Source organism: Streptomyces griseus subsp. griseus (genome assembly GCF_000720255.1).
Taxonomy (GTDB): Bacteria; Actinomycetota; Actinomycetes; order Streptomycetales; family Streptomycetaceae; genus Streptomyces; species Streptomyces griseus_I.
Genome location: NZ_JOJE01000002.1, coordinates 1 through 25,718 on the forward strand (window position 1 = coordinate 1; position 25,718 = coordinate 25,718).

Below are 25,718 nucleotides of genomic sequence, written 5' to 3' on the forward strand. Positions count from 1 at the left end.
TCCAGCAGAAGATCGACGCCCGCAACCGGGTCGAGATCGCCGCCTGGGCCTGGGAGTCCGGCACGGTGCGGGAACGATAGGACCGGCTGCACAGCCGCTGCGGCCAGACCGGGAGTTCGACGCCGCGGGAAGGACCGCGGCTTCACCCTGGAGGCCGGTCCGGAAGTCCGAGCACGGCTTCCGTCTCGCGCCCGGACGATCGCGGAAGGTCAGGCGGCGGGTGCCCAGGAGGCGTGTCTGGCCGAAAGGGCGGTGGCGCGGAAGTCTGGTTCCGCGCGAAGCGCGCCGACGGAGCTGGCCGCCCTCCTGCGCGCGGTGCCGGGCGTGCCGCTGCCCGCCCTCGACGCCCGCCGTCAACGGCTCACGACTGATGCGGTGAGCCTCGCTCACGGCGGGCCGTCCGCAATCGGGGCTGGCTGGACGACAGCAGGGGGCCAGTCACCGGGCGGACTCCGGCGCGACTGCCGGTTGTTCGGCCTCGGAACCGGACGGGACGCCGATGCGCAACTGCCCGGGCCGCTGTGCTCTGTCTATGCGGGCCAGGGTGAACGCGGCACTCATGGCCAGAACGACGAGGGCGGCGCCCGAGAGGAGGAAGGCGTCCTTGACTCCGGTGAGTGCGATGGTGGTCGAGGCCACGAAGGGGGAAACGGCCAGGGCTCCTGCCACTCCGGCCTCCCACAGGCCCAACGCCTTCGCCAGATGGTGGCTCGGTATGCGCTGCTGCACCAGCGCGATCAGCGGGATGTCCGTGAGGGCCGAGGCCAGCCCGGTGGCGATCAGGAGCACCGCGGCCCCGGCAGTGGAGGTGACAATTCCGAGCGGCGCACGGAAGATTCCGAGCAGGGCCCAGGCCAGCACCGCCGCCAGGGCGAGCCTACGCATCCGCAGGCCGGCCAACAGGAGCGCCCCCGCCACTTCCGCGACCCCGGCGACGCCCAGCAACAGGCCGTAGCGGCCGCCCTGCCCCACGACGGCGACCAGCCCCACCGTCAGGAAACCACTGGTCAGAGCGAGGGCGAGCACGAAGGTCACGATGACCACCAGCGCGTCGGGAGCGGCCCGCACGGCCTTGAGCCCGGCGGCGAGATCGGCCCAACAGGCCCGCCTGGCCGGCGGCCAGGACGGGGCGGGTCACGCGGATGGCGGCCACGGCGCCCGCCGAACCGAGGAAGGTCAGTCCGTTGACCACCAGCGCCGCCCGCATGGAGCCGTAGGCCAGCAGCGGAGCGAGCATGAGCGGGCCGACGAAGAAGGCGGCCCGGAAGGCGACTTGCAGCAGCCCGCTGGCCTGTTGCAGACGGTCAGCCGGGACGATCTGCGTGACGATGGCGTTGCGGGCCGGGGCGAACGGGGCGCCGATCAGGGCCAGCAGCGCCGTTGTCACCACGAGCAGGGACAGGTTCAGCAGACCGAGGGACAGCAGCACCGCGGCTACCGCCACCACGGCGACCCGGGCCAGATCGGTGGCGATCATCAGCTTGCGGCGGTCGTAACGGTCGGCGTGCGAGGCGGACACGAACGTGGCCAGGAACGCGGGCGCGAACGCGGACACGCTGACCACGGCGACGGCCGTCGGGTCCTTCGTCAGCGACCAGGCCAGCCAAGCGGTCGCGGCGGTGTACAGGCCGTCGCCGAAACGTGAGACGGCCTGGCCGACGAAGAGAAGCAGGAAATCGCGGTCCCTGAGCAGTGACATGCCGCCTGCCGCCACTGTCGGATCTCCTCGGGCACCTGATCCACTGATTAGGCAGATGGCTGATCAATGGGGTCAGTGGCGTGCAGAAAGCTCTCCAGGCTGGGAGCGAGACCCGCCACCTGGCCGGACAGGAGCCGGTACAGGACGTAGTAGCCCTCACGGCGACGTTCGAGCAGACCCGCGTCCGCCAGGACCCGCAGGTGCTTGGACAGCGCGGCCTCGCTGACGCCGACGAGCGGGGCCAACTCCTGGGTGCTGCGCGGGCGTTCGACGATCAGCCGGAGGGCGCGCAGGCGGGTGTCGTCGGCGAGCGCGCGCAGCATGCCGACGAGCTGTGCGGGGGGAATCCTGGGGCGGGCCTCCCGGGCGATCGAAGAGACGGGGAAGACGAGCCCGAGGGGCCAGGGGCCGTCGCAGTTGACCCGTACGTGCGGCCACACATAGGCGCTGGGGGCGAGCAGCAGGGTGTCGTCCGGGCCGATGGCGACCTCGTGGTCGTGAGGTCGCTCCAACCAGAAGCGTTCGGCCTGCCGGTCGCTGCGCACCTCCGGCCACAGGCCGCGGAGCATGCCGTACAGTCCGCGCTGTTCGATCTGGTGCCCGGCCTCGGTCACCCCGGCGGCCAGTTCCGGTTCGATCCGGGCCCATTCCTCCTCGAACGCCTCCCGCCAGTAGCGTTCCAGCATGCTCAGGAACCTTTCGAGGAGTGCGCGAGGATCGTCGAGGAGCATCGCGGCCATCGCTTCGTCGCTTTCCCGTGCGACACGCTCCCGCAGCAGGCCCTGTACGCCCGGTTCCCGCAGCGCGTGCGGATCCCTGCCCTCGCCGCTGCCCGGCCACGGCGAAAGCAGCGGGATGGCGAACTCCAGCCGGACCAGCTCCGGGTCCGCCGTGCGCAGGCCGACCAGCTCGCTGCCGAAGTCCGCGAGCCCTCCGGTCGGCCGCGGAAAGAGGAACTCGGGAAAGTACGAGCGCACCGCGTAGGAGAACGCCTCGATCTCCCGCTTCAGCGCCGGCGACAGCTTGCGCATCGCGCGTACCCAGCCGTGCTGGACGGGGTGGTGCTTGGGCTCCACCAGCACATGAAGGCTCAGTACGGCTTCCATCGCCGGCGAGTAGGCGAACCCCACCCGCTCCGCACCACCGGCGGGCACCCGGAACACGATCGTCATGACTCGCCATCCTCGCCGTCCGGCGTCCCCGGAGGGAGCGTGCCGCGCGAGACGGTGGTCGGCGATGGTGACTGACAATGACCTGTGCGTCGTTCTCACCGTGGGCCCACCCCGAGGTGGTGAGCGTGTCCCGCCTGCGGGCTGCGCAAGAGGCCCTACTTCCGCGGGAGCGGCCTGTCATGCCAGGCGCCCCGAGACAGCGGCAAGTAGCCCCACAAGCTGACACAGGGAGCAGAACGGTCCAACGGCCCTCGGTCCCGGCTCCCACAACGTCCACCAACCGCGCGATGCAAGCCCCAGGCACCGCAGGTCAAGGCACTCCAGCTCGCCGCCCTGGCCTCCTGCCCCCAGGCAGAGGACCCCCACTGGCGCGCATCCGCTAAGCTACCCCTGGTCAGCCGTTGTACGTGACGTTGTCTGCTCAGATGACCCAGCGGAGAGCATTGCACCACGTCTGACCAGCGGGCTTGTGCTCCTCGTCGAAGATCCACACCCTGGATTTTCAACAAGGTTTTCTACAAGCCCCCGCCTTCGTAGCTCAGGGGATAGAGCACCGCTCTCCTAAAGCGGGTGTCGCAGGTTCGAATCCTGCCGGGGGCACAGACTAAAGGGCCAGCTCAGGAGGGGTTTCCTCCCGGGCTGGCCCTTCGTCTTGTTCGAGGTCGTGCCACACGCGTGCCACTAGAGTCCACGCGGAATCCACATTCCCTAGCTGGTGGCCTCTCCCCCACCCTCGCGGATCATGGCTCCAAGGCGATCAGCGATGGCCCGGTCACGATCACTGGTCATGTGCTGATAGATCAGCGCGGCGCGCGAGCTGCTGTGGCCCATGCGGGTCATCAGCTCACGGGTGCTGGCACCGGCGGTCGAGGCCAAGGTGTTGCCGGTGTGGCGGAGATCGTGAAAGTGCAGCTCTGACGTGACGCCTGCCGCCTTCCTGGCCGCCACCCAGTCGTCTCGGAAGTTGCTCCGCCGGAGCTGGCCGCCCTTCGGGCCGACGAAGACGTGTCCGTCGCGGCCGGGTGCGGCGAACTGTTCGAGGTGGCGCGTGACGTCGTCGAGCAGCTCGGCCGGAAAGGAAATGGCGCGAACCCCGGCAGCGGACTTCGGTGCCTTGTCGAAGAGCCGCCCGTCCTGCAACTCCGCCTGAGAACGGCGCACGCTGACGGTCAGGCCCTCCAGGTCGATGTCCCGGCGACGGAGGGCGGCGAGTTCACCGAACCGCAGAGTCGTGAACGCGGCCAGGAGGACGAGCAGCCGGTAGCGCGGCGCCATGGAGTCAGCGACGGTGAAGACCTCGGCAACCGTGAGGACGGGGCGCTCGGGCACGTCGTAACGGTCCGCGCCCTTGATACGGCAAGGGTTGCGCCGGATCAGTTCGTCGTCCACGGCCGTGTTCATCAAGGCCCGCAGCAGCTGATACGCCTTGACCACAGTCGGCTCACCGACGCCGGCCCCGAGGAGCTTGCCGCGCCAACTGCGCACCCGAGCTGTCGTTACGTCAGCCATGGTCCCGGCGCCGAAGGTGGGCACTATGTGCAGCCGCATGACGGATTCAGACCGCTCACGGGTGCGGTCGGCGAGCTTCCGGTCCCGCAGCCATGCGGTGGCGTACTCCGCGAAGTTCACCGAACCAGCGTCCGGGTCCGACCACTGGCCGCGCGTGATGTCGGCCTCGATCTGGGCGAGGGCAACTTGGGCGTCGCTCTTGGTCGGATACGTCTTCTCGGCCGGACGAAGCTGCCCCGTCTCGGGGTCGCGGTAGCGGACCTGCCAGCGGCCGGACTTGAGCTGTCGGACCGACCCGAAGCTTCTGCGCTGTCCCTTCTTGTTGGCCATCAGGCGACCCTCCGCAGCGAGCTTCGCCGGTGGCCGATCGGCTGCACCGTGTTGGCGTCGATAAAGGCGCTCAGCTCACGCTCCGGGATGCGGACGTGACGGCCGACCTTGACGAACGTGATGCGTCGCTCGGCGATCAGACGTCGAGGGAAGCGTTCCGTGGTGCCGAGGAGTTCGGCCACCTGCGCCACAGTGAGGTAGCGGTCAGCCATGGGTGGGTTCTCCTTCCGTTCCAGGGGCGGGTTCGAGGGATGCGGCGAGCCAGGCTTCGGCGTCGGAGAGGCCGGTACCGGCGAAGACCCAGTGCGCCAGGACGTACGTGGTGTCGGGCTCGCGCTCCGACTGTGCGGCGGCTGCTTGGGCTCGTCGCCATTCGGCGCGGGCGGTGCGTAGTGCGCCGAGGGTGGTGGAGTAGCGGCGGGACTTGGTGGAGAAGTGGCCGCGGAAGCCGAGCATGTGGGCCCAGGCGCGCAGGCGGAGGTGTTCGAGGTCCTTGCGTGCGCCGAGGGTCCAGGCGGTTCGGATGAGTCGGCGGGCGTGGTCGCTGATGTCGAGCTGGGCGAGTTCGGCGGCGAACTTCAGTGGACGGTCGAGAGCTCCCGTCGCTGTCTCCGCACCCTTGGTGGCGTACTTGGCGATGTAGGCGGCGACGGCTCGTTCGGTGAGCTGCTGGCCGTCGTTGAAGTCGGCGGATCGGATCGTGCGGACGTCGAGTTGGCGGCCGAAGGCGAAGGTGTGGGGGCGGCCGTCGATGGTCGGGCCCTCGACGCGGACCGTGGACGCCGCAGCGCTGATGGCATCGGTCAGCAGCTCGGCGGTGGCCCAGGCCGGGGACGGAGTCTCGCCGCCGCCGGGGCCGTCCAGGCGTATGACCGCGTGGAAGTGGACCGCGCCGCGCTTCTGGTACTCGGCAACCTTGGCGAAGGAGACGCGGGCGTGGTCGCGGAGGCGGCGCTGTGACAGGCCCGCGCGTTTTGCGACCTCTCGGCGCACGTAGGTGGAGAAGCGCCGCCAGAGGGGACCGGCGTGCGCGTTCCAGAGGACGGCTGCTTCGTAGTCGTAGGTGTCCGGGTCCAGCGGCGTACCGAGGGCTTCGTCCTCCTGTCCGTGGTGGGTGCCGCAGCGGCAGGGGCGGCCGTCGGTGCGGCGGTTGTGGACCGGGCCGAAGCCAGGGGCGGTGAAGGTGGCGAAGACGCGCGGGTGGGCGGCGACGTGTTCCGGGGTGCCCTTGCCGCCGCGCAGTCCGGCGGTGATCAGTTGGAATGTGTCGCGGCGGTACACCTCGGCGCAGGCCGCGCAGCGGGTAGTGCGGCGGTTGTTGCAGCGGACGAGGAGTTGGCCGGCCGGGAGGGTGGAGGAGTCGAGGTGCTGGAGGACGCGGCCGATCTCGCCGGTCGTGGTGTCGACGTCGTACTCGGTGCGGTGACCGTCCAGGCGGATGGGGTTGGTGCAGCCGCCGAGCCCGGAGAGCTGCCGGAGGATACCGGGCAGGGTCCCGCCTGCGGCGAGGTTGCTGAGTTCCGGGAGTGGGGGCGGGGTGGTGCGGGTGAAGATGGCTGTTCTCCTTCTGACGGGCACTTCGGGAGGAGTGGGCCGCCGGGGCGGCGGATGCGTGGCTGTGTCGCGCCGCCCCGGAGGTCCGGCCTCAGTCAGCGGCGGTGGTGATCGCGGAGCAGGGAGCGCAGAATCACGGCGGCGACGGCGACGGAGATGGCCGTGACGGCGACGGCGGCCAGGAGCGCGGTGAGGACGACTCCGCCGACGAGCACGGCCGCGACCGTCTTCTGGTCGAGGGAGACCGACGGGAGCGAGCGCCGGACCGGAACCGGTGCCGGGTCGATCGGGGCGTGGGTGTGTGCGGGCGGCGGGGTGGGGGTGTCCGGGTACTTGGGCAGGAACACGGGCGAGGTTCTCCTTATCTACTCGTCTAGATGTGTGAGCCGTTTATGACGGTCACGCCGGAGCGGGTGCCGGACTCGATGGCGGGGGCGAGGAAGGTGCGCGAGAGCCAGAAGCCGAAGAGGGCGATCAGGACGACGATCCAGACGCGGACGCCGAGGAACTTGACCGCTCCCCAGGCGAAGAAGCCGAGAACGACGACGAGCGGCAGGCTGACGGTCACGGAGTGGGGGTCCTTTCAGCGGACGGGGCAGCGGTGGGTGCGGGCGGCAAGTTCGGCGGCGGCGCGACTGTCGTAGTCGGCGGAGAAGTTGCAGCGCGGGGCGGTGCAGGCTGCGGTGTGTTTCTCACGGCCCCGGTTGTCGTAGGCGGTGCCGACCTGGACGGGGCCGATGCGGGTGACGTTGCGGAACCGGCGGTTGGCGCTCACGGGCATCTCCTTTCAGAGCTGGGCGGCGATGGCTTCTGCCATGGGTGGCGGGACGCCGAGGCGGGCGCGGAGGGTTGGGGTGTCGATGGGCGTTCCGGTACGGGCGTGGTGTTCGTCGGCGACTTTGCGGGCGTGGGTGACCAGGGCAGCCGGGACCGGTACGGCGGGGAGTTCGGGTGGTGCCGCCTTGATGGCCGGTTGGTCTGGCGTCTGGGATGGGAGGTCGGGTGCGTCCTCCTGGGCGTCGTCCTCGACTTCGTCGGAGTTCGGTGCTGTGTGGGCGAGGAGGGTGCCGCCGAGGAAGGCGACAGCGGGCCAGCCCGCGACGAGGATGCGCAGCCAGGCCGGCACCTGGTGCATGTCGAGGAGTCCGGCGGTGGCGACGTTGGCGCCGAGGGACGCGGCGAGCGCGATGACGAACCAGCACCAGGCGGCGCCTTTGCCGTGGCCGGAGCGCAGTCGGCGCCAGGCGGCGACGAGGAGCAGGTCGACGGAGACCGGGTAGGCCCAGGCTTTCCAGCCGTCCTGTCCGGCCGCCACGGCGACGTCGTGGAGGTGGGCGAAGGACAGCGCGGCGGCGATGAGGGCTTGGACGAGCACCGCGTCAACGCGGGCCAGGTGGGCGCGCATGATGCGGCTCCTTCCGGGTTCAGGCATGGCAGGGGTAGGGACGTGGCGCGAGGCGGTCACGCCGACCGGGATGGGGGGAAGGTCAGTCGGTCAGTGGGTATGGCTGGATGGCCGGGCCGGGAGCCTCGACGGGCCGCATGGGCATGTCGGGCCGGAAGCGCTTGAGGGCAGGCAGGTCGGGCACCAAGTGCGCCGACTTCTGGCAGATCTCGGCGGCGGCCCCCAGAGAGAGGTAGGGCGGGCGGATGCGGGACCAGCCGCCGGAGGTGTCGCCCGCGATGGCCAGGCCGGGGCGTTCGGGGGCGATGGCGCAGGCGGCGTCGACCGCTCCGGGCGCGATGTCGCCGAGGGCCATCTTCGCAGAGGCTTCGTCGTTGACGCGGTGGCAGACGCGGCCGGTCAGTTGGGCCCGGAGCATGGTGGCGCCCTTGCCCAGTTCGGCGCCGAAGCGCTGCCCGCAGACCTCAAGGTAGATGCCGGCCGCGCGGCCGAGCTGGGCGAGCCGGATGAGCTGGGTGACCATCTCGTCGCGGCGTTCCTCGTCCTTGCGGGTGGCCGTGAGGAAGAGTTCAGCGACCTCGTCGACGAACAGGACCACAGGCACGGGGCGTTCGCTCTCGGGCAGACCCCAGAGGTCTGAGGTGATCTCCTCGTCGGGAGTACCAGGGGCGATGCCCTGCCGGGCCTTGATCAGGTCGTACCGGTCCTCCATTTCCTTGACGAGGGCAGGCAGCAGCTCGGCTGCTTCCTCCGGGTCCGTGGCAAGCGCGGACAGGCGCGAGGCGAACGGCGCCAGCTCCACGCCCCGCTTGCAGTCAATCCCGACCAGGGCGACGGGCTGACGGGCGAGGCCCGATATCAGGTGGCGCAGATACATAGACTTGCCCGACAGCGTCGCGCCGAGGGTGAGCTGATGCGGAACAGCTCGGTAGTCACGCACGAAGGGAGTGGCGTCCTCCCGCAGCGCGACCGGCACCTTGAGGAACTCGGCGTCGAGCTTGCGGGGCATCCGTACCTGTCGCAGAACGTCATAGCCGACGAGCCGCAGCTCAACGACACCCGGCTTGATGGTCGTGACGTACACGGCGTGAACGCCCCAGGCGTGCCGCAGCCGTTCGGCCGAGGCGGCAACGTCTGCTGGTTCCTGCCCCGGGGCGAGCCGGAGGCGGAGACGCAGACCGGTCGAGGTGGGCCGGATGACGCCCCGGCGAGGAGGCACGGGCCGGACCTCACGGCGGCTGGTGGCCTTGACCGCCAGGACCCGCAGCCGGGACGGCGCCACGGTCAGCCCGCACGCTTCCATGACCGACCCGTACGAGCTGAGCAGCCGGAGCGTTGATACCGGCAGGCCGACCGCGGACCAGTAGACGGCCGGATGGTTGGGCCGGGCGTAGGCGGCCCCGCCACCAAGCGCGGCGACAGGACCACCCACCTCCAGAAGCGTCGCGAGGTCGCTCATCAGGCAGCGGCCCCGGTAGAGGCCGGGAAGGCGGCCGGGGTCACGGCGGCGGAGCGGTAGGCGATGCCGTGGCGCTGCTGGCCGTTGAACACGGACTCCCACGGCCGGGCGACGAGTCCCGGCAGCGAGACCGGCGCCCCCAGGGCCAGCCCTTCCGAGACACCGCTCTCGGGGACGGTGACCTTGATGAGTGAGGACTCGCCCTCTTCGATGTAGACGACGCCGATGGTCATCAGCGACTCACCGCTGACGGCGTCCTTGGCTATTTCGCCGGTCTGCCGGTCGCGGACCTTGGGCTCGGGCGCCTCGGTGAGGAGGATCGTCGCGGCCGAGGATGGTGCGCAAGGAACTTTCCTATCTACTCGTCTATACAAGATGCGGTCTGTGAACCCGATCTCCGGGATCACGGTGATCACCCTGCCGCACAACTTGCCCACTCGTCTATACGAGTATGCCTGTTGGCGTGTACGAGTACGGAGAAGCGTCCCCGCGCACCGCCGCTGACCTGCGATCAGGTAGCCGGAAGCTGATACGACAGCACGTAGGCGTCCGCCGCCATCACTGTGTCGCAGACCTCGACGGCCCGCCCCTCGGTGTCGTACGCGGTCCGGATCAGGTGGATCACGGGCACACCGGAGGCCAGCCGGAGCGTCTTGACCTCAGCGGGCGAGGGCATCCGGGCGCGGATCTCTTCTTCGAAGTGGTCGAGACGATGGCCCAGCTCCTCGAGGCGGGCGTAGATGCCGCCGGGACCGGGGTTGGGCTCGGCGATCGCAGTCCCCCGCGCGATGTCCAGTGGGAGGTACGAGGTAGCGAACTCGACCGGCCGCCAATCGAGCAGATACCGGCGCCGACGAGCCAGAACCCGCCGCACGGACCCGAGCCGGGTGGAGACGTCCTGACTGGCCTTCTCTTCCTTGACCTCAAGGCTGTCGACTTGGGGGTGACTGCCGGCCGCGTCCGCCTCGACGATGAAGGCGGACTTGCCCTGCTCCCGGTGCCGCCGGGCGAACCGGTCGGAGGCGAGCCGCCGCACGGGCGGCCGGGGCCGCACGAAGACGCCCTTTCCGTGCTCGGCGTGGACCAGGCCCTCGCCCTGGAGGATGGAGAAGGAGTTTCGAACGGTCATCCGGGATACCCCGTAATGATCGACAAGCTCGGCCTCCGAGGGCAGTTTTCGCCCTCTCTGAACCGTCCCCGGTCGATGGCTTCGCGCAGTTGATCGGCGATCTGACGGAAGACCGCACGATCACTCGTGGGGTCCAGGTCGCCGAGGAGGCCGGAAGAAAGAGGGGGCACGTGTGTACTCCTTTAGGTATCTAGACGAGTGGGCGAGTCTTGTTGCTACGGTGGAGAGCCTAGCCATCCGAGAGGGCTGAGGAACGTGAGCATGGAACGCCCGCACTCCGTGAGCGTCGCCGGGGTCGTCGTCGACGACCAGGGCCGGGCCCTCTTGATCCAGCGCCGCGACAACGGGCACTGGGAACCCCCGGGTGGCGTCCTCGAACGCGAGGAAACCATTCCCGAGGCACTGCAACGCGAAGTCCTCGAAGAGACCGGCATCAAGATCGCGCTTCCCGCGACCCTCACCGGCGTCTACAAGAACATGACGGGCCTCATCGTCTCGCTGGTCTTCCGCTGCGAGGCCGCCGACGGCACGCCCATGACCGGCGACGAGACCCGGGCCCTGCGCTGGGCAACCCGTGAAGAAGTCTCCGAGCTCGCCGACGAGGCATACGCGATCCGCGTCCTTGACGCACTCGACGCGATGTCCCCGCCGGCCATACGCGCCCACGACGGCGTGAAACTCGTCTAGCCCGAACCCGCTGCACATGGCGGCCTACCAGCACGAAGGAACTTGTATGCACGAGTATACGAGTACAGCCCGGGTGTGGGGGCTTTCTTGCCCAGGTTTCCCGGAAGAGGTCAGCAGAGCCCGCCGCTGGACACGCGACATCCTGCGCGGCTCCCCCCTGGCCGAGGACGCCGAACTGATCGTCAGCGAGCTCAGCGCGAACGCGATCCTCCACACGGCCAGCGGCCACGCATCCGGCAGCTTCCACCTGGCCCTGGCCGTCTCGCCTCAGGTCGTCGCCCTGTCCGTCACGGACGACGGAAACGCCGGCACCGCCCCGAAGATCGGGCACCAGGACCAGGACGCCGAACACGGCCGAGGCCTGGCCATGGTCAACGCGATCGCCCACCGGATCGTCGTCCGCAACAGCGACACCGGCCGCACGGTCACGGCGGAACTCTTCACGGCCCCACGCCCTTGGGGGCACCGGTGCTGATGGACAAGCCGCAGTGGGGCTACTGGTGCGAGTGCTGGACCGAAGATCTCAGCGAGGACCAGCCGACCCTGAGGGCTTCATTCGACGCCTACTCGGCACCGCAGGCCGACCGATGGGTAGCGGTGGCCCTGCGCACCATCTCACCGGCGCTCGACCCCGACGCATCCGAAGAAGCGTGGGAGTGGCTGTACGACGGCCGCATCGAGACCCGACGAGCCCTCCTACGCTCCGAGCCCTGCACGGTGACCATCACCCAGGCCGACACACGCATCACCTGGACCATCCGGCCAGCACTCTTCCTGCCACTCGCACACCGCCAGGCCGCCAACCTCCCCAGCTGCGCGTACGACTTCAAGCCCCGCCCAAGCTACTGAGTTACAACTTTCTTTACGGGTTCAAGGCGGCTCGCTCCGCTCCCCGCACGCGGCCCGGCCCCCGGCCGGGCCTGCGCTCCAGTCTCCGCCCCGCTCCAGCCCGGCCGGCGCCCGCACCGCGCTCAAAGCACTCAGCCGCCTGATGCCAGAGAAGGGGTACATCGTGGCTGGGGCGGTCGGCTCCACGGCTTTAGGGAGCCACTTTGGCGCGAGCCTCGAAGATCATGGCTCCAACGTCGTGCTTTACCGGGCAGGTCCACAGACTGCCCGACGCGCCGGAAGCTTACGGAGCCATGATCACTCGCGCCAAAGCAGCGCCACCCCAAAGCCGCTACGCCGACCTGTCTCTCAGCCCGAGCCAAGCCGTCGCCGAAGGAATCGGGCAACCCGCCTCCGGTAGGACAGAACCTGTGCTAAGAAACTGCCATGCGTGACTTTTCAGTGCTATCCGACGTCGAGTTTGAAGAGCTGGCTGGTGACTTGCTGGGAGCCGAAGTAGGCGTGCCAGTGGAACGGTTCGCAGCCGGAGCCGATGGCGGCATCGATCTGAGGTGGAACGCAAGCGGTGTAACCACCATTGCCCAGTGCAAGCACTACCTTAGATCTTCCTTCTCTCAACTATATGCCGCAGCAGAGAAAGAGGTAGAAAAAGTCAAAAGATTGAACCCTGACGCTTATTTCTTTCTTACTACCTTCGACATTTCCGTGTCACAGAAGGAACGCATTCACGATCTATTTTCGGAATGGATGTCCGGCCCTGAAGACGTTCTAGGAGGAAGAGATATCGATGCCCTCATCACACGCCACCCGGATATAGAACGGCGCCACGCGAAACTTTGGGTTTCAACTGGAATGCAGTTGTTTTGGAACCTGCACTCCGATATTGCGAACCGCGCCGAGGCGCTACGGCAGCGAATCGAAAAGTCGATGCCCAGGTATGTCGTCTCGTCATCCTACGGACCAGCTCGCCGCTTGCTCGACGAGCACAATGTCTGTCTAATTTCTGGCCCACCCGGAATCGGAAAAACAACTCTGGCACAGATGCTTGTCGCCGAGCATATCTCAATCGGTTACGAGCCAGTTGAAGTTTCCGCAGACATCAACGAAGCATGGATGGCACTAAGTAGAGATACTAGCCAGATTTTCCTCTATGACGATTTCTTGGGGCAGATCACATTTTCGGAGCGCCTGGCCAAGAATGAAGATAAGCGCCTCTCCGACCTTATTGAAAAACTGTCTACAGGGTCTTCTTCGAAGAAGCTGATCCTGACCACTCGGGAATATATCCTGCGGGACGCAAAGCTAAGCTACGAACGACTCGGAGAGCTCGACAGCAGGTATCAGTTCGTCCTTGAATTGAAAGCGTACAGTAAAGCAAATAGGGCACAGATTCTTTACAACCATCTATGGCATTCCGACGTGGCCGCATCATGCCTGCGGGAAATCGCCAAGGGTGGATACAAAGAGATTTTGGACCACCGATCGTACAACCCTCGCCTCGTTGAATATTGCACAGGAAAAGCGTTCGATACTCAATCGCCCGGATACCTTTCCCGGTTCAAGGAAAGTCTAGATCATCCAGAGAGAATCTGGCGTGTTGCCTTTGAGGAGCACCTCACTGACGAACAGAGACTGCTTGTTTTGGCGCTTAGCACCCTACCGAGACGTGTCAGGATTGACGTCCTCCTGGAAGCTCACCAGTCCCTTTGTAGCCATTTGGGAGTACTCAGTACAGAGTCCAGTTTTCGGAGAGCGCTAGAAGTTCTAGAGGGTACCTTTATTGCAATTTCAAGAAATCGCAACAATGATACGGTAATTCAACACGCCAATCCATCAGTGACCGAATTTGCGCTTTTCAGAGTTGCATCGGATCGAAAAATACTGGAAGCAATCGTTGCATCCGTCGTCTCTTTTGACCAGTTGGCCGAGCTCTTCCTTTATGCCCGAGGTGGGTCTTTCATCTATCGGGGAAACCCTGAACTGATGACAGCCCTGAAAAAAATGAAAGAAAAGTTCATCGGGGCCATGAGTGAGTCATTCGACTCGCCGTCGTTGCAGCAAGAGAAGGCATGGGCCCCGGGTGTCGGAATAACACTAGTTGATCCGTCAAGCAAGCTAGACGAGAGGGTCGGCATCTACCTCCAAGTCGACAGAGAATGGCACGTTGGAGATGAAGAAATCAGAGTGGTGGTGGAGCGACTCCTGGATCAATGGCGCAACTACGAGGGGGACAAATCCGAGGCCTCAAGTACATTCGTTCTTCTGTCAGCTCATCGCTCTGCACACGCTTACATGGATGAGGCGCATGAGGTTTTCCACGACTGGCTTGGATCTACTCTAGACACCCCCGAAGATTGGCGTCACTATATCGATCATCTGTCAGACCATGATTCGACCAACCTACAAGATGAGTGGGACATTGCTGATCACTTTGAGCGATTCATGGAAAATGAATTTTCGTCAAGTAACCCCCATCCGTCCGATCTGGATGACATGAAATCAATTGCCGATGAATTCGGTCTGCGTGAGCTTTCGGAAAGAATTGAAGAAGCCATCGCTGTGGAGGCCGAGCCGGACGATGATTACGAGCGTCCCGAAGGTTTCAGGGAAGGTGAATACGTGACGGAGTCATATCTGGAGGGGCTCTTTGGTCGGTTGGCCGAGTAACCCGTATCGGGCGTGATCCAGGATGCTGTATGACGCTCAACGTTCTCTTCCTCAGGATCACCCCCACTCAGCTGCCGTTCAGGCCGGCGTACGTCGCGTTGCGACAGGAGAGCGGCGCGACCGAGCTCGTGTGGATCTGTGAGCCGGTACAGCAGCAGAACACAGCAACCGTCAGCGCCCGGCACTGACCTCCAGACGTTTACAGATGCCGGTATGTCCCCTGATGGCCGATCCGTTAGGAGAGAAGCCGCCGTGTCCTTCGGCAAGAACATCGAACCGTATCGTCTCGGACACGGAAGCTAACAGCCGCCAGTGACAACGCCCTTACGCCTTTGGTCGGTGCTGCTACGGGCGTGCCAGAACCGTGCCAGGTTGTGCGGGGAACCACGGGGAACATCGGCTACCAACTCGGCGGTCAACTGACGTATAGACGCCCACAGCCGCAGGTCAGCAAGGGAAGTGAGGCCAGAAACCACGAGCTTCCCAAGCTGATGGCGCCAACGGAGTCAGCAGCGGCAAGCGGCCTCACCCCTGCCCTCGAAGTGTTCGAGTGCCTACGATCGCGCAGTGAGCTACGACATCTACTTCTTGAGTCGACGCAACGGGCAATCCTGGAACGAAGTCCTGGAGGCGATGGAGGGCGCAGCCGAGGAGAGCGAGCCGATCCCCACCCACCTCCTTGAAGCTTGGGACCGAATAGTGCCGCAGGCTCGGACCCTGCTGGGCGAAGTAGAGATCACGGAGTACGAGCAGGAGTCGCGGGACCTGAGCCACTCGGGCACCGGCATCGGCCTGTCCGTCTTCGGTGACGAGGTGAGCATCACTGTGCCCTACTGGCATGCGGGGGACGACGCCGCAGTCGTGCTCGGTCACGTCTCCGCCCTTGCGGCCGTCGTCGAGAAGGAGACCGGGCTGACTGCCTACGATCCCCAGACAGAACGTCCGCTGGTGGAGACTCCACCGGAAGGCTCGATTGGGCTGATGTCGCGAATCACCGAGGATTTGCGCAGCCGCTACGGCGGTTGAGCACCGGGCACCGGCGGAGCCGGGCAGATTCCGAGTCACCTGCTCGCCGCGTGCCACAGTCGTGCCAGATGCAAGGGTCAGCCACGGTCAACGAGGGTGTCTCGCGGTTGAGTTCTCGGTGGGCTGACCAGGCATCGAAGCTCCAGGTCAGCGCCCCCACTCCCCCGCCTCTCTCCTAAAGCGGGTGTCGCAGGTTCGAATCCTGCCGGGGGCACAGAGAAACACCTGATCAGAGGCCCTTCCGTCCATCGGACGGGAGGGCCTTCGTACTCGCAGCACACATATGGCACACATGGGTGCTGCGGGCAGAGGTGGGGAGCTGTGCGAGATGCCCGCGAAGGACGAGCTGGCTCGCCGCCGGCACTGTCACGCGCGTGACCGTGGGTACCGCCGCCTGGCCCGATGCCCCGCGCAGGAGGTGATGGCACCGGGGCATGTGATCGAGGTGGCCCTGAGCAACGGGGCGGCCGAGATGCATGCCATCACCGTGGACTGCGGCACCGTGGGGCGCTGGGAACTGCTCGTGGTCCCACCGGACGAACCGGCCGGAACGGCAGCCCTGCTGCTGACCGCCGCCTCCAACCCCGAGAACCCCTTGTCCGCCCCGCGCCTGCTGGCACTCGCCGAGAGCGGCCTCGACGGACAGGACACATGGAGTCGGAAGGAGGAACCGGACCCAGGTAAGCAGCACCGGTGTACCCGGCGGGCCCGGGCGTCCACGACCCCGTGATGGAGCCATGACACCGACAGATCCCTTGTCATACCGGCCCGCCCCTGACCATGGCGGGTGAGGGGATGACGGCAGGACGGCGCGCGGACCGCTCCGAGAGCTTCGGAGAAGCTCTCCTCGGAGAGATCCTCGCAGCGCGCACGAATTGCCGCCCCATCTCATCGGGCCCCTGGTCGCTGACGCGGTAGAGCGGCTCGGTGGCCGCCGACCGCAGATGCTGTTGCAGGACTACGGCCAGCTGCTTCTCGTACCGCTGCCCGGTGAGGGCCTCACGGGCGGGGAACCTCAGGTGATCGACGAATCCGAGGCGGGCCGCTGCTTCCTCGACGCGGTCCCCGTGGAGGTGCCCCAGGAGGACGGCGTCCGGGTCCACCTGCCCCTGTTGGACGGCGGTGACCAGGTGGGGGTCATGGCCGTGACGCTGGACAGCGTCGACGACCAGGACCGTCGCCTGCTGCTCAGAATCTCCGGCCTGGTGGCCGACCTGCTGGTGACCAAGCACGGCTACTCCGACCTGTTCTTCGGCGTCCGACGCGGCGAGGCGATGAGTGTCGCCGCTGAGATCCAGTGGTCGCTGCTGCCACCGCTGGCGATGATCATGCCCCGGGTCGCCGTGGCCGGGATCCTGGAACCCGCCTACGCCGTGGCCGGCGACAGCTTCGACTACGCGCTCAACGACGACGTCCTCCACGTGGCCATGATCGACGCGATGGGCCACGGACTGGACGCGGCCACGATGGCCACCGTGGCCATCGGCGCCTACCGCCACGCCCGCCGCGCCGGCATCGGACTGCCGGAGATCTACGACTTCATGGACCGCGCCGTGGCAGAGCAGTTCGGTCCCGAGCACTTCGTCACCGCACAGATGATGCAGCTGGACACGACGACGGGACGGGTGCAGTGGATCAACGCCGGGCACCCGCCGCCGATCCTCGTCCGCGACCACCGCGTCGCACAGCGTCTGGTCGCCCCGACGACCCTTCCCGTCGGCCTGGGTGGTTCGGTGCCTCGCATCAGCGAGCTGGGGCTGGTGCGCGGGGACCGCGTCCTCTGTTTCACCGACGGAGTGGTCGAGGAGCACAAGAGCGGTGGGGAGGAGTTCGGGGAGGACCAGCTGATCGACTGCGTGAACCAACTGGAGAGGACCGGGCGCGGCATCCGGGCGGTGACGCGATCGCTGTCCCACACGCTCAAGCAGGCGAGGGGCGGGCGGACCAGCGATGACGCGACCGTGCTCATGGTGGAGTGGCGCGGCTGACCTCTCGCCACCGCCGCCCGACACCGTTGTGCCGGCCACGCCCGGCGGCGACGGCCCTTCAGCCCGAAGGACCGGAGCTCCCGGCACGCGCTGAGGCACTGCCGGGAGATCACCCGGCCGGTACTCCACTCCATGTGGCCGCTGCTCCGCGCCGCAACGAAACGCGGAGTAGTGTGGACAGTACCGAGGGCATCACGCACACCGGCTTCCACGCCGGGTCGTCCCCGGCGAAAGATGAAACCCGGGCCGCCGCAGGCGGCCCGGAGACGGGTCCGCATCATGTCGGCGACCTTGTACCCAACCCTGCCGCACCCCGAGCCCGTCGCAACCCCGGTCGCGCGTCTCGCACTGAAGACCGACGGCCCCTCCCGCGGGCTCCTGGACGGAGCCTGGTGGCCCCGTTCCCGTGATCTGCTGAGCGAACTGCCGGCACTCACCGACATGTTGGATCCCCTGTGGGGCCGCATCACCCGCATCGCCGTCAACCCGGAGCACTGGCCGGTCATCCCCCGCACGGTTCCCGTGGACGGCCACATCGTCAAGGTCGGCTGGTTCACCCCGGAGATCGACCCGCACAAGCTGCTGCTGCTCTCCTACGGCACCAGCCGCTGGGATCTCCTGGTCATCCCGCCCGAGACCGGGGCGGAGGCGGCGGCCCGGCTGATGGCTGCCGCGTCCGACCACAACGGCCCGCCCCTGACCGCGAGCGCGCTCATCGCCGCGGACGAGGCCCGGCACGGCGTCTTGGCGGCCGACCAGCCACTGGACCCGGACGAGGCATGGGAGTACGAGGGCGGCGCCTCCGCGGTGTCCGTAGCCGTTCCCCACCAGACCGGTCCGCCCGGCCGGGCCAGCCGGCTGATCATCGGTATGTGAGGTGGCCGCCATGAACGCCTTTCTGACAGCCGCCGCCTTCGTGGTCCTCATCGCAGCGGCGGCGTACGTGATCCACCGGCTCAACTTCCAGCACGCCGACAGGATCGCCGCGTACCGGTACAGCACCCCCCGGCCCGGCCGCCGCGGCCGCACCACGCACCACGGGCGATCATCCGAGTCGCCCCACCGGCCACCCGGCCGCGCCTCCGAACCGTCGGCTCAATCCGCGGCGACGCGCGTACACCCGGGCCCCGGACCGGGTGGGGAGCGGCCGGGACCCGTGGACCGGGGCATCTGAGCAACATCTGAACCGAGGCGTCATGACTCTTCCGCAGCTGAACATCTACCGGCACGACCGGGACAGGCGGGCACTGGTCACCCTGGCCGGTGTGATCGACCCCGCCACCGCGCCCCAGGTGCGCGCCGCTCTGGAGCGGTGCCTGCAGGACGGCATCACCCTCATCGACGTCGATCTGACCACCGTCGGCCGCTGTGACAGCAGCGGCCTGCGCGTCTTCCTCGACGTGTCACGGCACGCCGCCGAGACCCACGCGTCCCTGCGGCTGCACCACCCCTCCCCGCAGACCGAACGACTGCTCACGGACACGGGCTCCGACCGTCTGCTCCGTGCGACGAGACCGGGAGGGGCGCGGCCTCAGCGGGCCGGGCGCCGAGGAGATCGCCACACGGAGCGGGCCGCCAGGTAGAGCAGATCGGCGATGAGGAGCAGTACACCGGCGGAGGTCAGATAGAGCATGCCGTCGACGCCCGCCCCGATGGCGATCAGAGCGATTCCGGCGACGAGCAGGGTCAGGAACAGGACCATGCGGAATGCCTCCCTGGAGAGAACCGCGGCGTAGATGACTTGGGGCAGTCGTGAAGACCTGCCCTGCGAGCCAGACCGGGTCCCCCGTTGGGAGTCAGGCCCTGTGGATCTCAGCCGACGCGTCGTGCGTGGTGGCGGACTTCCTTGAGTCGGACCTTCGAGGGGAGGCGGTCCAGGCCGGCCGAGTCCCGCGCGTGCGTGAGTGTTTCCCGGCTCAGTCGCCCCAGAGTCCGCGCTGGATCCGCATGAGGCTCCAGCAACAGCCGGACGCGTGCGGTGGGAGCGGTACTTCTGCCCGTCAGCCGTACATGAGCCCGCGAGACCCCGTCCAAAGCCTGGGCCTCTTCCTCGATCACGTCCTCCAGTGTGCCGCCGTCGAGCCGGGCCGCCGCCCCGTCCCCGCTGTCGACGAGGACGCCGCCCAGGCGGCGCCTGCGCTGTGCGAGGAGCCACCACAGCAGCAGGACCAGCAGCACCGCGAGCACTGCGATGACGGTCGGCCACCACCAGCCTTCCTCCCGCCACCGGGTGCGTCCCTCGGTGCCCAGCACCACGTCGTCCGGCCCGCGGAAGGGCCACCAGCCCGGCATGCCGAAGTCCCAGCGGCGCGGCAGGTCCAGCCCGCCCAGCAGCACGCCGCCGCCCAAGGCGAACAGTCCAAGGCCGAGAAGCCCCAGCAGCACCCGGTTCACCGTCCTGAGCATCGGGGATCACCTCAACCCTTCTTCGGGCGCCGGACGCGCACGGTCAGCGTGGGCTGCCGGGCGAGACCCAAGGACGTCACGGCTTCGCCCAGCGTGGCGTCCAGGTCCGCGCGGACCTCCTCGAGAACGCGGAAATGGGCGCGCGCCCAGGCTTTGACCTTCCGGCGGCCGACGGCGACCTGTGCCGACTGGACACCGGGTACCTGCACGGCCCGGTCGCGCAGAACAAGGCCGGCCGCGCGGCGGTCGAGCCCGGCGCGGACCTCCCCTTTCCCGGGGATGCCGGTGGGCTGCCGCATGGGCAGCAGCCTGCGCAGTCCCGGCGTCACCGCCAGCAGGAAAAGCCACAGGCCGAGGGCCATCGCCACCGCGGCCCCGACGATCATCCAGACGTCATCCAGTGGCCGTGTGGCCAGTTCCTCAGCAAGCCGCCGCCGCCAGCGCATCGCAGACCGACCTGCACGGACCGAGACCACGTCGTACAAGAGCAATCCGATGGCCGCGGCGGACAACAGGGCCACCACGGCCGCTGGAATCCGCCGCGTTGACCAGAAACGGCGCGCCGACCGGCCTGGTTCATCGATCATCGCCGTCGCGCCCGAGCCCGCTCCCCGGGTGCCATCGGCGGACGGAGCTGCCTGTCCGGGTTCGGAGGGAAGGTCGCTGGCACCGGTCGGCTGCCGCCAGGTGTTCGCGCTCATCTCACCCTCTCCTGGTCCGTGTGGCGCGTATACGCCGAGTGCAGCCTCTCGACCGACACCGCAAGGTCGGACACCTCCATGCCGGCCCATGTCCTGAGCCGGTCGGTAACCTCCCGGCGCACCGCGGCGCACTGCGCCCCGATGTCGGACGGATAGCCGAGCTCGACGGTGATGCGCATCCGTGCCTCGCCGAGCGCCGCCTGCCGTCCGGCGGCAGACTCGGCGTCTCGTCCTGCGGTATCCCGCTCCGGTGCCCGCCGCACGGAAGTGGTCACGCGTGGCGTCCGGCGGCCGGGTGGTACGTGGTCGACCGAGTCGGTGAACCGGCTCAGCGCCTCGCGCGCCACGTGGGAAGCGATCTTCGCAACGACCCGGTCGGCGATGGTGATCGCACCGCGCTCCCCACGGGGAATGCCCGGACGCCGATTGGCTTCACCGGTCACTGCCGCCAGTCTCCCCGTGCCCGTCGCCGGTCATCTCGGATCCGCTCCTGCCGGTCCCGGCGGCGGACGAAGTCGCCCGGTTCGAGATCGCCTTCCATGAGCCGCCCGACCACGAGTCCGACGACGCCCAGCCCCAGCACCAGCAGGAAGGCCCAGAAGTCACCGAAATACGCGGCGAAACCCAGCGCCATCCCGGCAATCAAGCCCACCACAGCCCTGCTCATCACGCGCTCCTTCACTCAAGCGGACTGCACCGCCCCGGCTAGTGGATCCGCTGCCGCTCTTCCTCTTCGTCCTCCTCGTCGGGGAGCTTCACATCGCTGACCATGATGTTGACTTCCACGACTTCCCGCCCCGCCATCCGCTCCACCGCGGAAATCACGTTCTCCCGCACGTCACCGGCCACGTCCGTGATGGAGACGCCGAAGTCGACGACGATCTCCAGATCGATGGCCGCCTGCTTCTCTCCGACCTCGACACTGACCCCACGCGTGGCGGACTTGCCACTGCCGGCACCGGGCATCCGCTCCCGCATGGATCCCATCGAGCGCGCGAATCCGCTGCCCAGGGCATAGACGCCGCGCACGTCCCGTGCCGCCATTCCGGCGATCTTCTCCACCACCACATCGGCGACCGTCGTCCGGCCACGAGAGGCGGGAGCGCCACTGCGCCTTACGGCGGTGATCTCGGTCATCGGGATTTCCTCCCTCAGAGGCCCACCGGGCCCTCTTTTCCACGATTATATTCGCGTTAGGGCGTATTGCCGGAATTGAACACTGCGAGGCGCGAGGGTCGGACAAGCCTGAGAGAGGGTGCGAGGCCAGTGAAGACCGAAGCAGGGACGCAGGCGGTACGGCACCAGTTCGGCCTGGGCCGGCTGCTCCCGCTGGGCGGGCCCGCCGACGGGGCATGGATCACCGAGCAAGCGGCCGTCCAGGCCCTCAGGCGGGCCGCGAACGAGATTCCCGGGGTGCGGCTGGAGTCTCTGCGCATCGGGCCGACGCCGTTCGAATCCGTGTCCGAGCCGGCCGTCCGTCCGCCGGTCAGCGCGATGCCGCCGGGCCCGCTCAGGATCGAAGCCGCCTTTTCGGCATCACTCGGGGAGCCACTGCCCGAAACAGCCGACCAGTTGAGGAGCAGACTGCTGGAGGCGGCCGCTCGACGGCTCGGCCTGGCCACCGTGGCAGCCGACCTGCGCGTCACGGATCTCCATGAGGTCCCGCAGACAGGTACGGAGACGCGGACCGTTGCGAGATCCATGACGCTCACGCCGCAAAGCACAGCCGCAGCAAGGACCGCAGCCGCACGGAGCTCGCTCCCCGTGACCGGAGCGGGCTCCCCGCGAGGGCCCGTCGGGGATCTGGCGGACGTCGCAACGGGTGTTCCGGGCGTCGCCGGCCTCACCACCGTGCTGGGGAGCCGCCCGGTCAAGATGGAGGACCATGCCGACCCACCCGGGCGGCGTGTCGAGGTCCACCTCGCGGTCGCCCCTGGACACCATCCTCTGGAAGTCGCGCGCGCCGTCCGGGCCGCCGTGGCCGACGCGGCGACCACCGACGCCCCGGGCCCGGTCACCGTTGCCGTCCTCATCACCGAGACCGCGGCTTGACCGGCCGGGCGTCGAGCACTCATCAGCGATCAGCAGATCCGCTTCACCGGCCGGAGTCGGTTCTGTCTGCCGACATGCACGCGGCCCGCTCGCGAGGCCCCGTCTGACACGGTGTGAGACGCCCGCGGCGGGGTACTCGCTAGAAACAGAGGGCCTGCGCAGCAGCCGCTGACGGACGAAGCAGACGCCTCCCAGCTCCGTGGTCGTGTGATGTGTCCGCAACCACGGAGGACGAAAAGCCCTGCCTGCGGCCCGGTCCAGCGGCTCCCGGGGCGGCGCCGGGCCACTCGGCCTTCTTCGGAGAGAGTTTCACCATCATGAGCAGTAACACCGCGGTCCGCCCCCCGCCCTCGGAGGCGTCCGGAAGTGACTTCGCCCGCCTGTCGAGAAAGATCACCGCCGCCGGGCTGCTGGGGCGCCGTCCCGGCTACTACGCGCTGCGGACCACGGTGGTGGCCGGGCTCTACGTCAGTGGGTGGGCCGCCGTCGCGCTCATCGGCGACAGTTGGTGGACTCTGGCGGTCGCCGCCTTCCTTGGCGTTGTCTTCGGCCAGGTCGCCCTGCTCGCCCATGACGCGGCGCACCGCCAGGTGTTCCGCCGACGCCGGGCCAGCGAGGTGTCCGGACGGATCGCCGGTGCCGGTATTGGGATGGGCTACGGCTGGTGGCAGGACAAGCACACCCGCCACCACGCCAACCCCAACCATGAGGAACTCGACCCCGACCTCGACCCCGACCTGCTGGTCTGGTCCCAGGACCAAGCGCGGGCCGCCAAGGGGCTCCCCCGCCTGATCGGCCGCTGGCAGGCGTTCCTGTTCTTCCCGCTCCTCACCCTGGAGGGCTTCAACCTGCATGTGTCGAGCGTGAAGGCACTGGCCAATCGTTCGCTCAAGCACCGCACGCTCGACGGCGTCCTGCTGTTCACGCACTTCGCGCTCTACCTGACCGTGCTGCTGTGGCTGCTGCCGCCCGGCATGGCGATCGCCTTCCTCGCCGTCCACCAGTGCCTGTTCGGCGTCTACCTGGGCTCCCTCTTCGCGCCCAACCACAAGGGCATGCCGATCCTGACAGGCGAGGACCGCCCGGACTTCCTCCGTCGCCAGGTGCTCACCTCACGCAACGTGCGCGGCGGCATGCTCACCGACATCGCACTGGGCGGGCTGAACCACCAGATCGAGCACCACCTGTTCCCCAGCATGCCCAGCCCCAACCTGCGCAGGGCCCGGACAATCGTGCGGCGCCACTGCCAGGAACTGAGTGTGGACTACGCGGAAACCGGGTTGATCGCCTCCTACCGGTTGGCCCTCGCCAGTCTCCACCGTGCCGGAGCACCGCTCCGGCACGCACGTGTCCCCATCTGAGAGACCTGCCGGAGCCGTCGGAGGCCGTGATGTGGTCACCGTCGACATGCCCCGGTCCGCGCGGAGCACCGCGAAGAGCACGACGGCTGCGCCGGACCGGGCCGAGGAGCACGGATGCGGCGCACATGAGGCCGGGAACCCACGTTGCACCGCTGCACAGCGGCCCGCCCTGCGCAGCGGTGCAACGCCCGAGCAAGAGCCGCCCGAGCGAGGTCGCCCGCTTCCCGGGCAGGAGTGCCGAGGTCCTCCAGCAGCATGCCGAGACCGGGCGTCCACGACCCCCGTGATGGAGCCATGGCACCGAAAGATCCGTCCTGATCCTGGCCCGCCCACGCGCGAAGCGGATACGGCGGGCGAGGGGATGACAGCAGAACGGCGGACGGACCGCTCCGAGAGAGTCCGGGGAGGACCAGCGGATCGACCGCGTGAACCAACTGGAGAGCCTTGGCATCCGGGCGGCGACGCGATCCCTGTCCCACACGCTCAAGCAGGCGTGGGTCGGACACACCACCGATGACGCGACCCTGCTCATGGTCGAATGACGCGGCTGACCTCTCGCCCCCGCCGTCCGACACCGTCGCGCCGGGCTGTGACCCGTCAGCCCGACGAACCGCGCCCCCTCCCGGTGTCGATGAGGATCTGTGCCGCCTGGCTGATGTTGTCCGCCCGGACCGCCTGGGCCATCGCGGTGCGGGCGGCGTCCGGTGCCGCGTCCGGCGGGACCACCAGGAGCGAGAAGATGTCCCGGTCGCCCCGGGTGATCAGGACCGTGTCGTCACCGACCGGGAAGGAATCGACGTGCACCACGCGGTCGTCCACGAGGACACGCGTCGGGAGACCTTCCCAAGCTGCGGTGTCCAGCCCCACGCGGGTCACGGGGCCGAGGTGGGCGATGAGGGCACTCAGCAGCGCGGGCAGCTCGGCGCCCATGTCGCGCGAGCGCGGCCACCACGCACCATCGAGGACACCTTCACGTGATGCGGTCGTCTCCAGCCGGAGAAGCGCACAACCCGGCCGCACGGCCTCGTGGACACCGCTGGGCAGACGCCGCGGAACAGGAGGTGTATCCGAGCTGGTCATGAGGACCACCCGTCTGTAGGGCAGGTGCGACAACGGCGACCGTCTCGCACCTGCCACGCTACTCCTGGTGCCACGCGCGCCGGCGTCTCCGAAATCGCCCTCTATCGACCGGCCCCAGCCGGAACGGATCCAGCACACATGAGGCCGGGAAACCCCGTGAACACACGAGAACTACGGAGGAGTGTTTTCCCAGGCCAGGCGACCTGAAGCGAGCGTTTCCGCAGGTCGCAGGCCCCTTCGGAGGAAACTCCTAAAGCGGGTGTCGCGGGTTCGAATCCCTCCGGGGGCACAGACAGAAGGGCCAGCTCAGGAGGGGTTTTCTCCAAGGCTGGCCCTTGGCCATTTCAGGCGCCGTGCCACATCCATGCCACTACGAGCCCGCCCGATCCTTTTCAGAGGGCTCGGGGCAGGCCACTCCCCCGCCGCCCCGGATCATGGCCCCAAGCCGGTCGGCGATGGCCCGGTCCCGGTCGCTGGTCATGTTCTGGTGGATCAGCGCGGCTCGGGAGCTGCTGTGGGCCATGCGCGTCATCAGCTCCCGGGTGCCGGCTCCCGCCGTCGAGGCGAGCGTGTTGCCCGTGTGCCGAAGGTCGTGGAAGTGCAACTCGGCCGTGACACCCGCAGCCTTCCGAGCCTTCACCCAG

Annotated in this window: 30 protein-coding genes, 1 tRNA gene and 3 pseudogenes; 14 read left to right on the top strand and 20 right to left on the bottom strand. The window is 67.9% G+C overall.

Annotated elements, in window-relative coordinates; all coding sequences use genetic code 11:
- Positions 1 to 438: 438 nt before the first annotated feature.
- Both IG99_RS51905 and IG99_RS03580 read right to left on the bottom strand, forming a co-directional pair.
- A pseudogene (locus tag IG99_RS51905) lies at positions 439 to 1,699 on the bottom strand (MFS transporter).
- Between the two features lie 47 nt (positions 1,700 to 1,746).
- Positions 1,747 to 2,871, bottom strand: a complete 1,125-nt coding sequence (locus tag IG99_RS03580; RefSeq protein WP_037669720.1) for an ArsR/SmtB family transcription factor — start codon at positions 2,869 to 2,871, stop codon at positions 1,747 to 1,749.
- Between the two features lie 527 nt (positions 2,872 to 3,398).
- Here IG99_RS03580 and IG99_RS03585 point away from each other — a divergent pair.
- A tRNA-Arg gene (locus IG99_RS03585) sits at positions 3,399 to 3,471 on the top strand.
- Between the two features lie 108 nt (positions 3,472 to 3,579).
- Here IG99_RS03585 and IG99_RS03590 read toward each other — a convergent pair.
- From IG99_RS03590 to IG99_RS03635, 10 genes and pseudogenes are all read right to left on the bottom strand, one after another.
- The gene (locus IG99_RS03590; protein ID WP_037669723.1) at positions 3,580 to 4,710 is read right to left on the bottom strand and encodes a tyrosine-type recombinase/integrase; all 1,131 of its coding nucleotides are present in this window, start codon (positions 4,708 to 4,710) and stop codon (positions 3,580 to 3,582) included.
- Entirely contained in the window at positions 4,710 to 4,922 is a 213-nt protein-coding gene (locus IG99_RS03595) for an excisionase family DNA-binding protein (protein WP_037669724.1), read from the bottom strand. Before IG99_RS03595 ends, IG99_RS03590 begins: the two co-directional genes overlap by 1 nt.
- Positions 4,915 to 6,201 carry a replication initiator gene (locus IG99_RS03600; protein WP_037670164.1) on the bottom strand — a complete coding sequence of 429 codons (1,287 nt, stop codon included), beginning with the start codon at positions 6,199 to 6,201 and terminating at the stop codon, positions 4,915 to 4,917. The genes IG99_RS03595 and IG99_RS03600 overlap by 8 nt, the downstream gene beginning before the upstream one ends.
- 158 nt (positions 6,202 to 6,359) lie before the next feature.
- Positions 6,360 to 6,611, bottom strand: coding sequence for a hypothetical protein (locus IG99_RS03605; protein WP_037669725.1), 252 nt, complete (start codon positions 6,609 to 6,611; stop codon positions 6,360 to 6,362).
- Positions 6,612 to 6,637: 26 nt separating this feature from the next.
- Positions 6,638 to 6,832 (bottom strand): hypothetical protein, encoded by a 195-nt coding sequence (locus tag IG99_RS03610; RefSeq protein ID WP_037669727.1) that lies wholly within the window; start codon positions 6,830 to 6,832, stop codon positions 6,638 to 6,640.
- 15 nt (positions 6,833 to 6,847) lie between these two features.
- On the bottom strand, positions 6,848 to 7,039 hold the full coding sequence (locus IG99_RS03615) for a mobile element transfer protein (protein ID WP_394297965.1): 192 nt from the start codon (positions 7,037 to 7,039) through the stop codon (positions 6,848 to 6,850).
- A 12-nt stretch (positions 7,040 to 7,051) separates the two neighbouring features.
- Positions 7,052 to 7,669, bottom strand: coding sequence for a DUF2637 domain-containing protein (locus IG99_RS03620; protein WP_037669730.1), 618 nt, complete (start codon positions 7,667 to 7,669; stop codon positions 7,052 to 7,054).
- An 82-nt stretch (positions 7,670 to 7,751) separates the two neighbouring features.
- A complete protein-coding gene (locus IG99_RS03625) occupies positions 7,752 to 9,128 on the bottom strand; it encodes an FtsK/SpoIIIE domain-containing protein (protein ID WP_037669732.1) in 1,377 nt (458 codons plus the stop codon).
- Positions 9,128 to 9,502, bottom strand: a complete 375-nt coding sequence (locus IG99_RS03630) for an SCO3933 family regulatory protein (RefSeq protein ID WP_051864928.1) — start codon at positions 9,500 to 9,502, stop codon at positions 9,128 to 9,130. Before IG99_RS03630 ends, IG99_RS03625 begins: the two co-directional genes overlap by 1 nt.
- A 137-nt stretch (positions 9,503 to 9,639) precedes the next feature.
- A pseudogene (locus IG99_RS03635) lies at positions 9,640 to 10,427 on the bottom strand (GntR family transcriptional regulator).
- Positions 10,428 to 10,536: 109 nt separating this feature from the next.
- On the opposite strand from IG99_RS03635, the gene IG99_RS03640 reads away from it, so the two are divergent.
- From IG99_RS03640 to IG99_RS03680, 11 genes and pseudogenes are all read left to right on the top strand, one after another.
- Entirely contained in the window at positions 10,537 to 10,944 is a 408-nt protein-coding gene (locus IG99_RS03640) for an NUDIX hydrolase (RefSeq protein ID WP_037670168.1), read from the top strand.
- 46 nt (positions 10,945 to 10,990) lie between these two features.
- Positions 10,991 to 11,419, top strand: coding sequence for an ATP-binding protein (locus IG99_RS03645; protein ID WP_037669735.1), 429 nt, complete (start codon positions 10,991 to 10,993; stop codon positions 11,417 to 11,419).
- Entirely contained in the window at positions 11,419 to 11,793 is a 375-nt protein-coding gene (locus tag IG99_RS03650) for a hypothetical protein (protein ID WP_037670171.1), read from the top strand. The genes IG99_RS03645 and IG99_RS03650 overlap by 1 nt, the downstream gene beginning before the upstream one ends.
- 426 nt (positions 11,794 to 12,219) lie before the next feature.
- A complete protein-coding gene (locus IG99_RS48595) occupies positions 12,220 to 14,460 on the top strand; it encodes an nSTAND3 domain-containing NTPase (RefSeq protein ID WP_158973121.1) in 2,241 nt (746 codons plus the stop codon).
- 29 nt (positions 14,461 to 14,489) lie between these two features.
- Complete coding sequence (locus IG99_RS48600) at positions 14,490 to 14,648, top strand: hypothetical protein (RefSeq protein WP_158973123.1); 159 nt, start codon at positions 14,490 to 14,492, stop codon at positions 14,646 to 14,648.
- A 379-nt stretch (positions 14,649 to 15,027) separates the two neighbouring features.
- Positions 15,028 to 15,486, top strand: a complete 459-nt coding sequence (locus IG99_RS03655; RefSeq protein ID WP_037669737.1) for a hypothetical protein — start codon at positions 15,028 to 15,030, stop codon at positions 15,484 to 15,486.
- A gap of 328 nt (positions 15,487 to 15,814) precedes the next feature.
- The gene (locus tag IG99_RS03660) at positions 15,815 to 16,216 is read left to right on the top strand and encodes a DUF5994 family protein (RefSeq protein WP_234311746.1); all 402 of its coding nucleotides are present in this window, start codon (positions 15,815 to 15,817) and stop codon (positions 16,214 to 16,216) included.
- A gap of 65 nt (positions 16,217 to 16,281) precedes the next feature.
- Positions 16,282 to 17,474 (top strand): annotated as a pseudogene (locus IG99_RS03665) (PP2C family protein-serine/threonine phosphatase).
- 291 nt (positions 17,475 to 17,765) lie between these two features.
- Positions 17,766 to 18,350 carry a DUF5994 family protein gene (locus IG99_RS03670; protein WP_394297966.1) on the top strand — a complete coding sequence of 195 codons (585 nt, stop codon included), beginning with the start codon at positions 17,766 to 17,768 and terminating at the stop codon, positions 18,348 to 18,350.
- 10 nt (positions 18,351 to 18,360) lie between these two features.
- Positions 18,361 to 18,648: a hypothetical protein gene (locus tag IG99_RS03675; RefSeq protein WP_037669743.1), complete on the top strand. Its 288-nt coding sequence runs from the start codon at positions 18,361 to 18,363 to the stop codon at positions 18,646 to 18,648.
- 22 nt (positions 18,649 to 18,670) lie between these two features.
- A complete protein-coding gene (locus IG99_RS03680) occupies positions 18,671 to 19,057 on the top strand; it encodes an STAS domain-containing protein (RefSeq protein WP_037669746.1) in 387 nt (128 codons plus the stop codon).
- Here IG99_RS03680 and IG99_RS49490 read toward each other — a convergent pair.
- The 6 genes from IG99_RS49490 to IG99_RS03705 all read right to left on the bottom strand — a co-directional run bounded on the left by IG99_RS49490 (position 19,006) and on the right by IG99_RS03705 (position 21,718).
- On the bottom strand, positions 19,006 to 19,176 hold the full coding sequence (locus IG99_RS49490) for a hypothetical protein (RefSeq protein ID WP_167404007.1): 171 nt from the start codon (positions 19,174 to 19,176) through the stop codon (positions 19,006 to 19,008). The genes IG99_RS03680 and IG99_RS49490 overlap by 52 nt on opposite strands.
- A 110-nt stretch (positions 19,177 to 19,286) precedes the next feature.
- Complete coding sequence (gene amaP, locus IG99_RS03685) at positions 19,287 to 19,880, bottom strand: alkaline shock response membrane anchor protein AmaP (protein ID WP_037669750.1); 594 nt, start codon at positions 19,878 to 19,880, stop codon at positions 19,287 to 19,289.
- A gap of 11 nt (positions 19,881 to 19,891) precedes the next feature.
- Positions 19,892 to 20,581 (bottom strand): DUF6286 domain-containing protein, encoded by a 690-nt coding sequence (locus IG99_RS03690; protein ID WP_037669752.1) that lies wholly within the window; start codon positions 20,579 to 20,581, stop codon positions 19,892 to 19,894.
- Positions 20,578 to 21,024 (bottom strand): Asp23/Gls24 family envelope stress response protein, encoded by a 447-nt coding sequence (locus IG99_RS03695; protein WP_037669753.1) that lies wholly within the window; start codon positions 21,022 to 21,024, stop codon positions 20,578 to 20,580. Before IG99_RS03695 ends, IG99_RS03690 begins: the two co-directional genes overlap by 4 nt.
- Positions 21,021 to 21,248 carry a hypothetical protein gene (locus IG99_RS03700; RefSeq protein WP_037669755.1) on the bottom strand — a complete coding sequence of 76 codons (228 nt, stop codon included), beginning with the start codon at positions 21,246 to 21,248 and terminating at the stop codon, positions 21,021 to 21,023. The genes IG99_RS03695 and IG99_RS03700 overlap by 4 nt, the downstream gene beginning before the upstream one ends.
- 38 nt (positions 21,249 to 21,286) lie before the next feature.
- Entirely contained in the window at positions 21,287 to 21,718 is a 432-nt protein-coding gene (locus IG99_RS03705) for an Asp23/Gls24 family envelope stress response protein (protein ID WP_037669757.1), read from the bottom strand.
- Between the two features lie 129 nt (positions 21,719 to 21,847).
- Between IG99_RS03705 and IG99_RS03710 the strand changes: the two genes are divergently transcribed.
- Positions 21,848 to 22,633, top strand: a complete 786-nt coding sequence (locus tag IG99_RS03710) for a hypothetical protein (RefSeq protein WP_037669759.1) — start codon at positions 21,848 to 21,850, stop codon at positions 22,631 to 22,633.
- A 317-nt stretch (positions 22,634 to 22,950) separates the two neighbouring features.
- Positions 22,951 to 23,994, top strand: coding sequence for a fatty acid desaturase family protein (locus tag IG99_RS03715; RefSeq protein ID WP_037670173.1), 1,044 nt, complete (start codon positions 22,951 to 22,953; stop codon positions 23,992 to 23,994).
- Between the two features lie 597 nt (positions 23,995 to 24,591).
- On the opposite strand, the gene IG99_RS48605 is transcribed toward IG99_RS03715, so the two are convergent.
- A complete protein-coding gene (locus IG99_RS48605) occupies positions 24,592 to 25,074 on the bottom strand; it encodes a DUF5994 family protein (protein WP_037670177.1) in 483 nt (160 codons plus the stop codon).
- Positions 25,075 to 25,444: 370 nt separating this feature from the next.
- Entirely contained in the window at positions 25,445 to 25,714 is a 270-nt protein-coding gene (locus tag IG99_RS03725; RefSeq protein ID WP_078947517.1) for a tyrosine-type recombinase/integrase, read from the bottom strand.
- Positions 25,715 to 25,718 lie beyond the last annotated feature (4 nt).

Excerpts from the sequence above, each read along its gene's own strand:
- IG99_RS03580 (WP_037669720.1), bottom strand. The coding sequence starts at position 2,871 with ATGACGATCGTGTTCCGGGTGCCCGCCGGTGGTGCGGAGCGGGTGGGG.
- IG99_RS03590 (WP_037669723.1), bottom strand. The coding sequence starts at position 4,710 with ATGGCCAACAAGAAGGGACAGCGCAGAAGCTTCGGGTCGGTCCGACAG.
- IG99_RS03595 (WP_037669724.1), bottom strand. The coding sequence starts at position 4,922 with ATGGCTGACCGCTACCTCACTGTGGCGCAGGTGGCCGAACTCCTCGGC.
- IG99_RS03620 (WP_037669730.1), bottom strand. The coding sequence starts at position 7,669 with ATGCGCGCCCACCTGGCCCGCGTTGACGCGGTGCTCGTCCAAGCCCTC.
- IG99_RS03625 (WP_037669732.1), bottom strand. The coding sequence starts at position 9,128 with ATGAGCGACCTCGCGACGCTTCTGGAGGTGGGTGGTCCTGTCGCCGCG.
- IG99_RS03645 (WP_037669735.1), top strand. The coding sequence starts at position 10,991 with ATGCACGAGTATACGAGTACAGCCCGGGTGTGGGGGCTTTCTTGCCCA.
- IG99_RS03650 (WP_037670171.1), top strand. The coding sequence starts at position 11,419 with ATGGACAAGCCGCAGTGGGGCTACTGGTGCGAGTGCTGGACCGAAGAT.
- IG99_RS48595 (WP_158973121.1), top strand. The coding sequence starts at position 12,220 with ATGCGTGACTTTTCAGTGCTATCCGACGTCGAGTTTGAAGAGCTGGCT.
- IG99_RS48600 (WP_158973123.1), top strand. The coding sequence starts at position 14,490 with ATGACGCTCAACGTTCTCTTCCTCAGGATCACCCCCACTCAGCTGCCG.
- IG99_RS03660 (WP_234311746.1), top strand. The coding sequence starts at position 15,815 with ATGCCCGCGAAGGACGAGCTGGCTCGCCGCCGGCACTGTCACGCGCGT.
- IG99_RS03675 (WP_037669743.1), top strand. The coding sequence starts at position 18,361 with ATGAACGCCTTTCTGACAGCCGCCGCCTTCGTGGTCCTCATCGCAGCG.
- IG99_RS03680 (WP_037669746.1), top strand. The coding sequence starts at position 18,671 with ATGACTCTTCCGCAGCTGAACATCTACCGGCACGACCGGGACAGGCGG.
- IG99_RS49490 (WP_167404007.1), bottom strand. The coding sequence starts at position 19,176 with ATGGTCCTGTTCCTGACCCTGCTCGTCGCCGGAATCGCTCTGATCGCC.
- amaP (WP_037669750.1), bottom strand. The coding sequence starts at position 19,880 with ATGCTCAGGACGGTGAACCGGGTGCTGCTGGGGCTTCTCGGCCTTGGA.
- IG99_RS03690 (WP_037669752.1), bottom strand. The coding sequence starts at position 20,581 with ATGAGCGCGAACACCTGGCGGCAGCCGACCGGTGCCAGCGACCTTCCC.
- IG99_RS03700 (WP_037669755.1), bottom strand. The coding sequence starts at position 21,248 with ATGAGCAGGGCTGTGGTGGGCTTGATTGCCGGGATGGCGCTGGGTTTC.
- IG99_RS03705 (WP_037669757.1), bottom strand. The coding sequence starts at position 21,718 with ATGACCGAGATCACCGCCGTAAGGCGCAGTGGCGCTCCCGCCTCTCGT.
- IG99_RS03715 (WP_037670173.1), top strand. The coding sequence starts at position 22,951 with ATGAGCAGTAACACCGCGGTCCGCCCCCCGCCCTCGGAGGCGTCCGGA.
- IG99_RS48605 (WP_037670177.1), bottom strand. The coding sequence starts at position 25,074 with ATGACCAGCTCGGATACACCTCCTGTTCCGCGGCGTCTGCCCAGCGGT.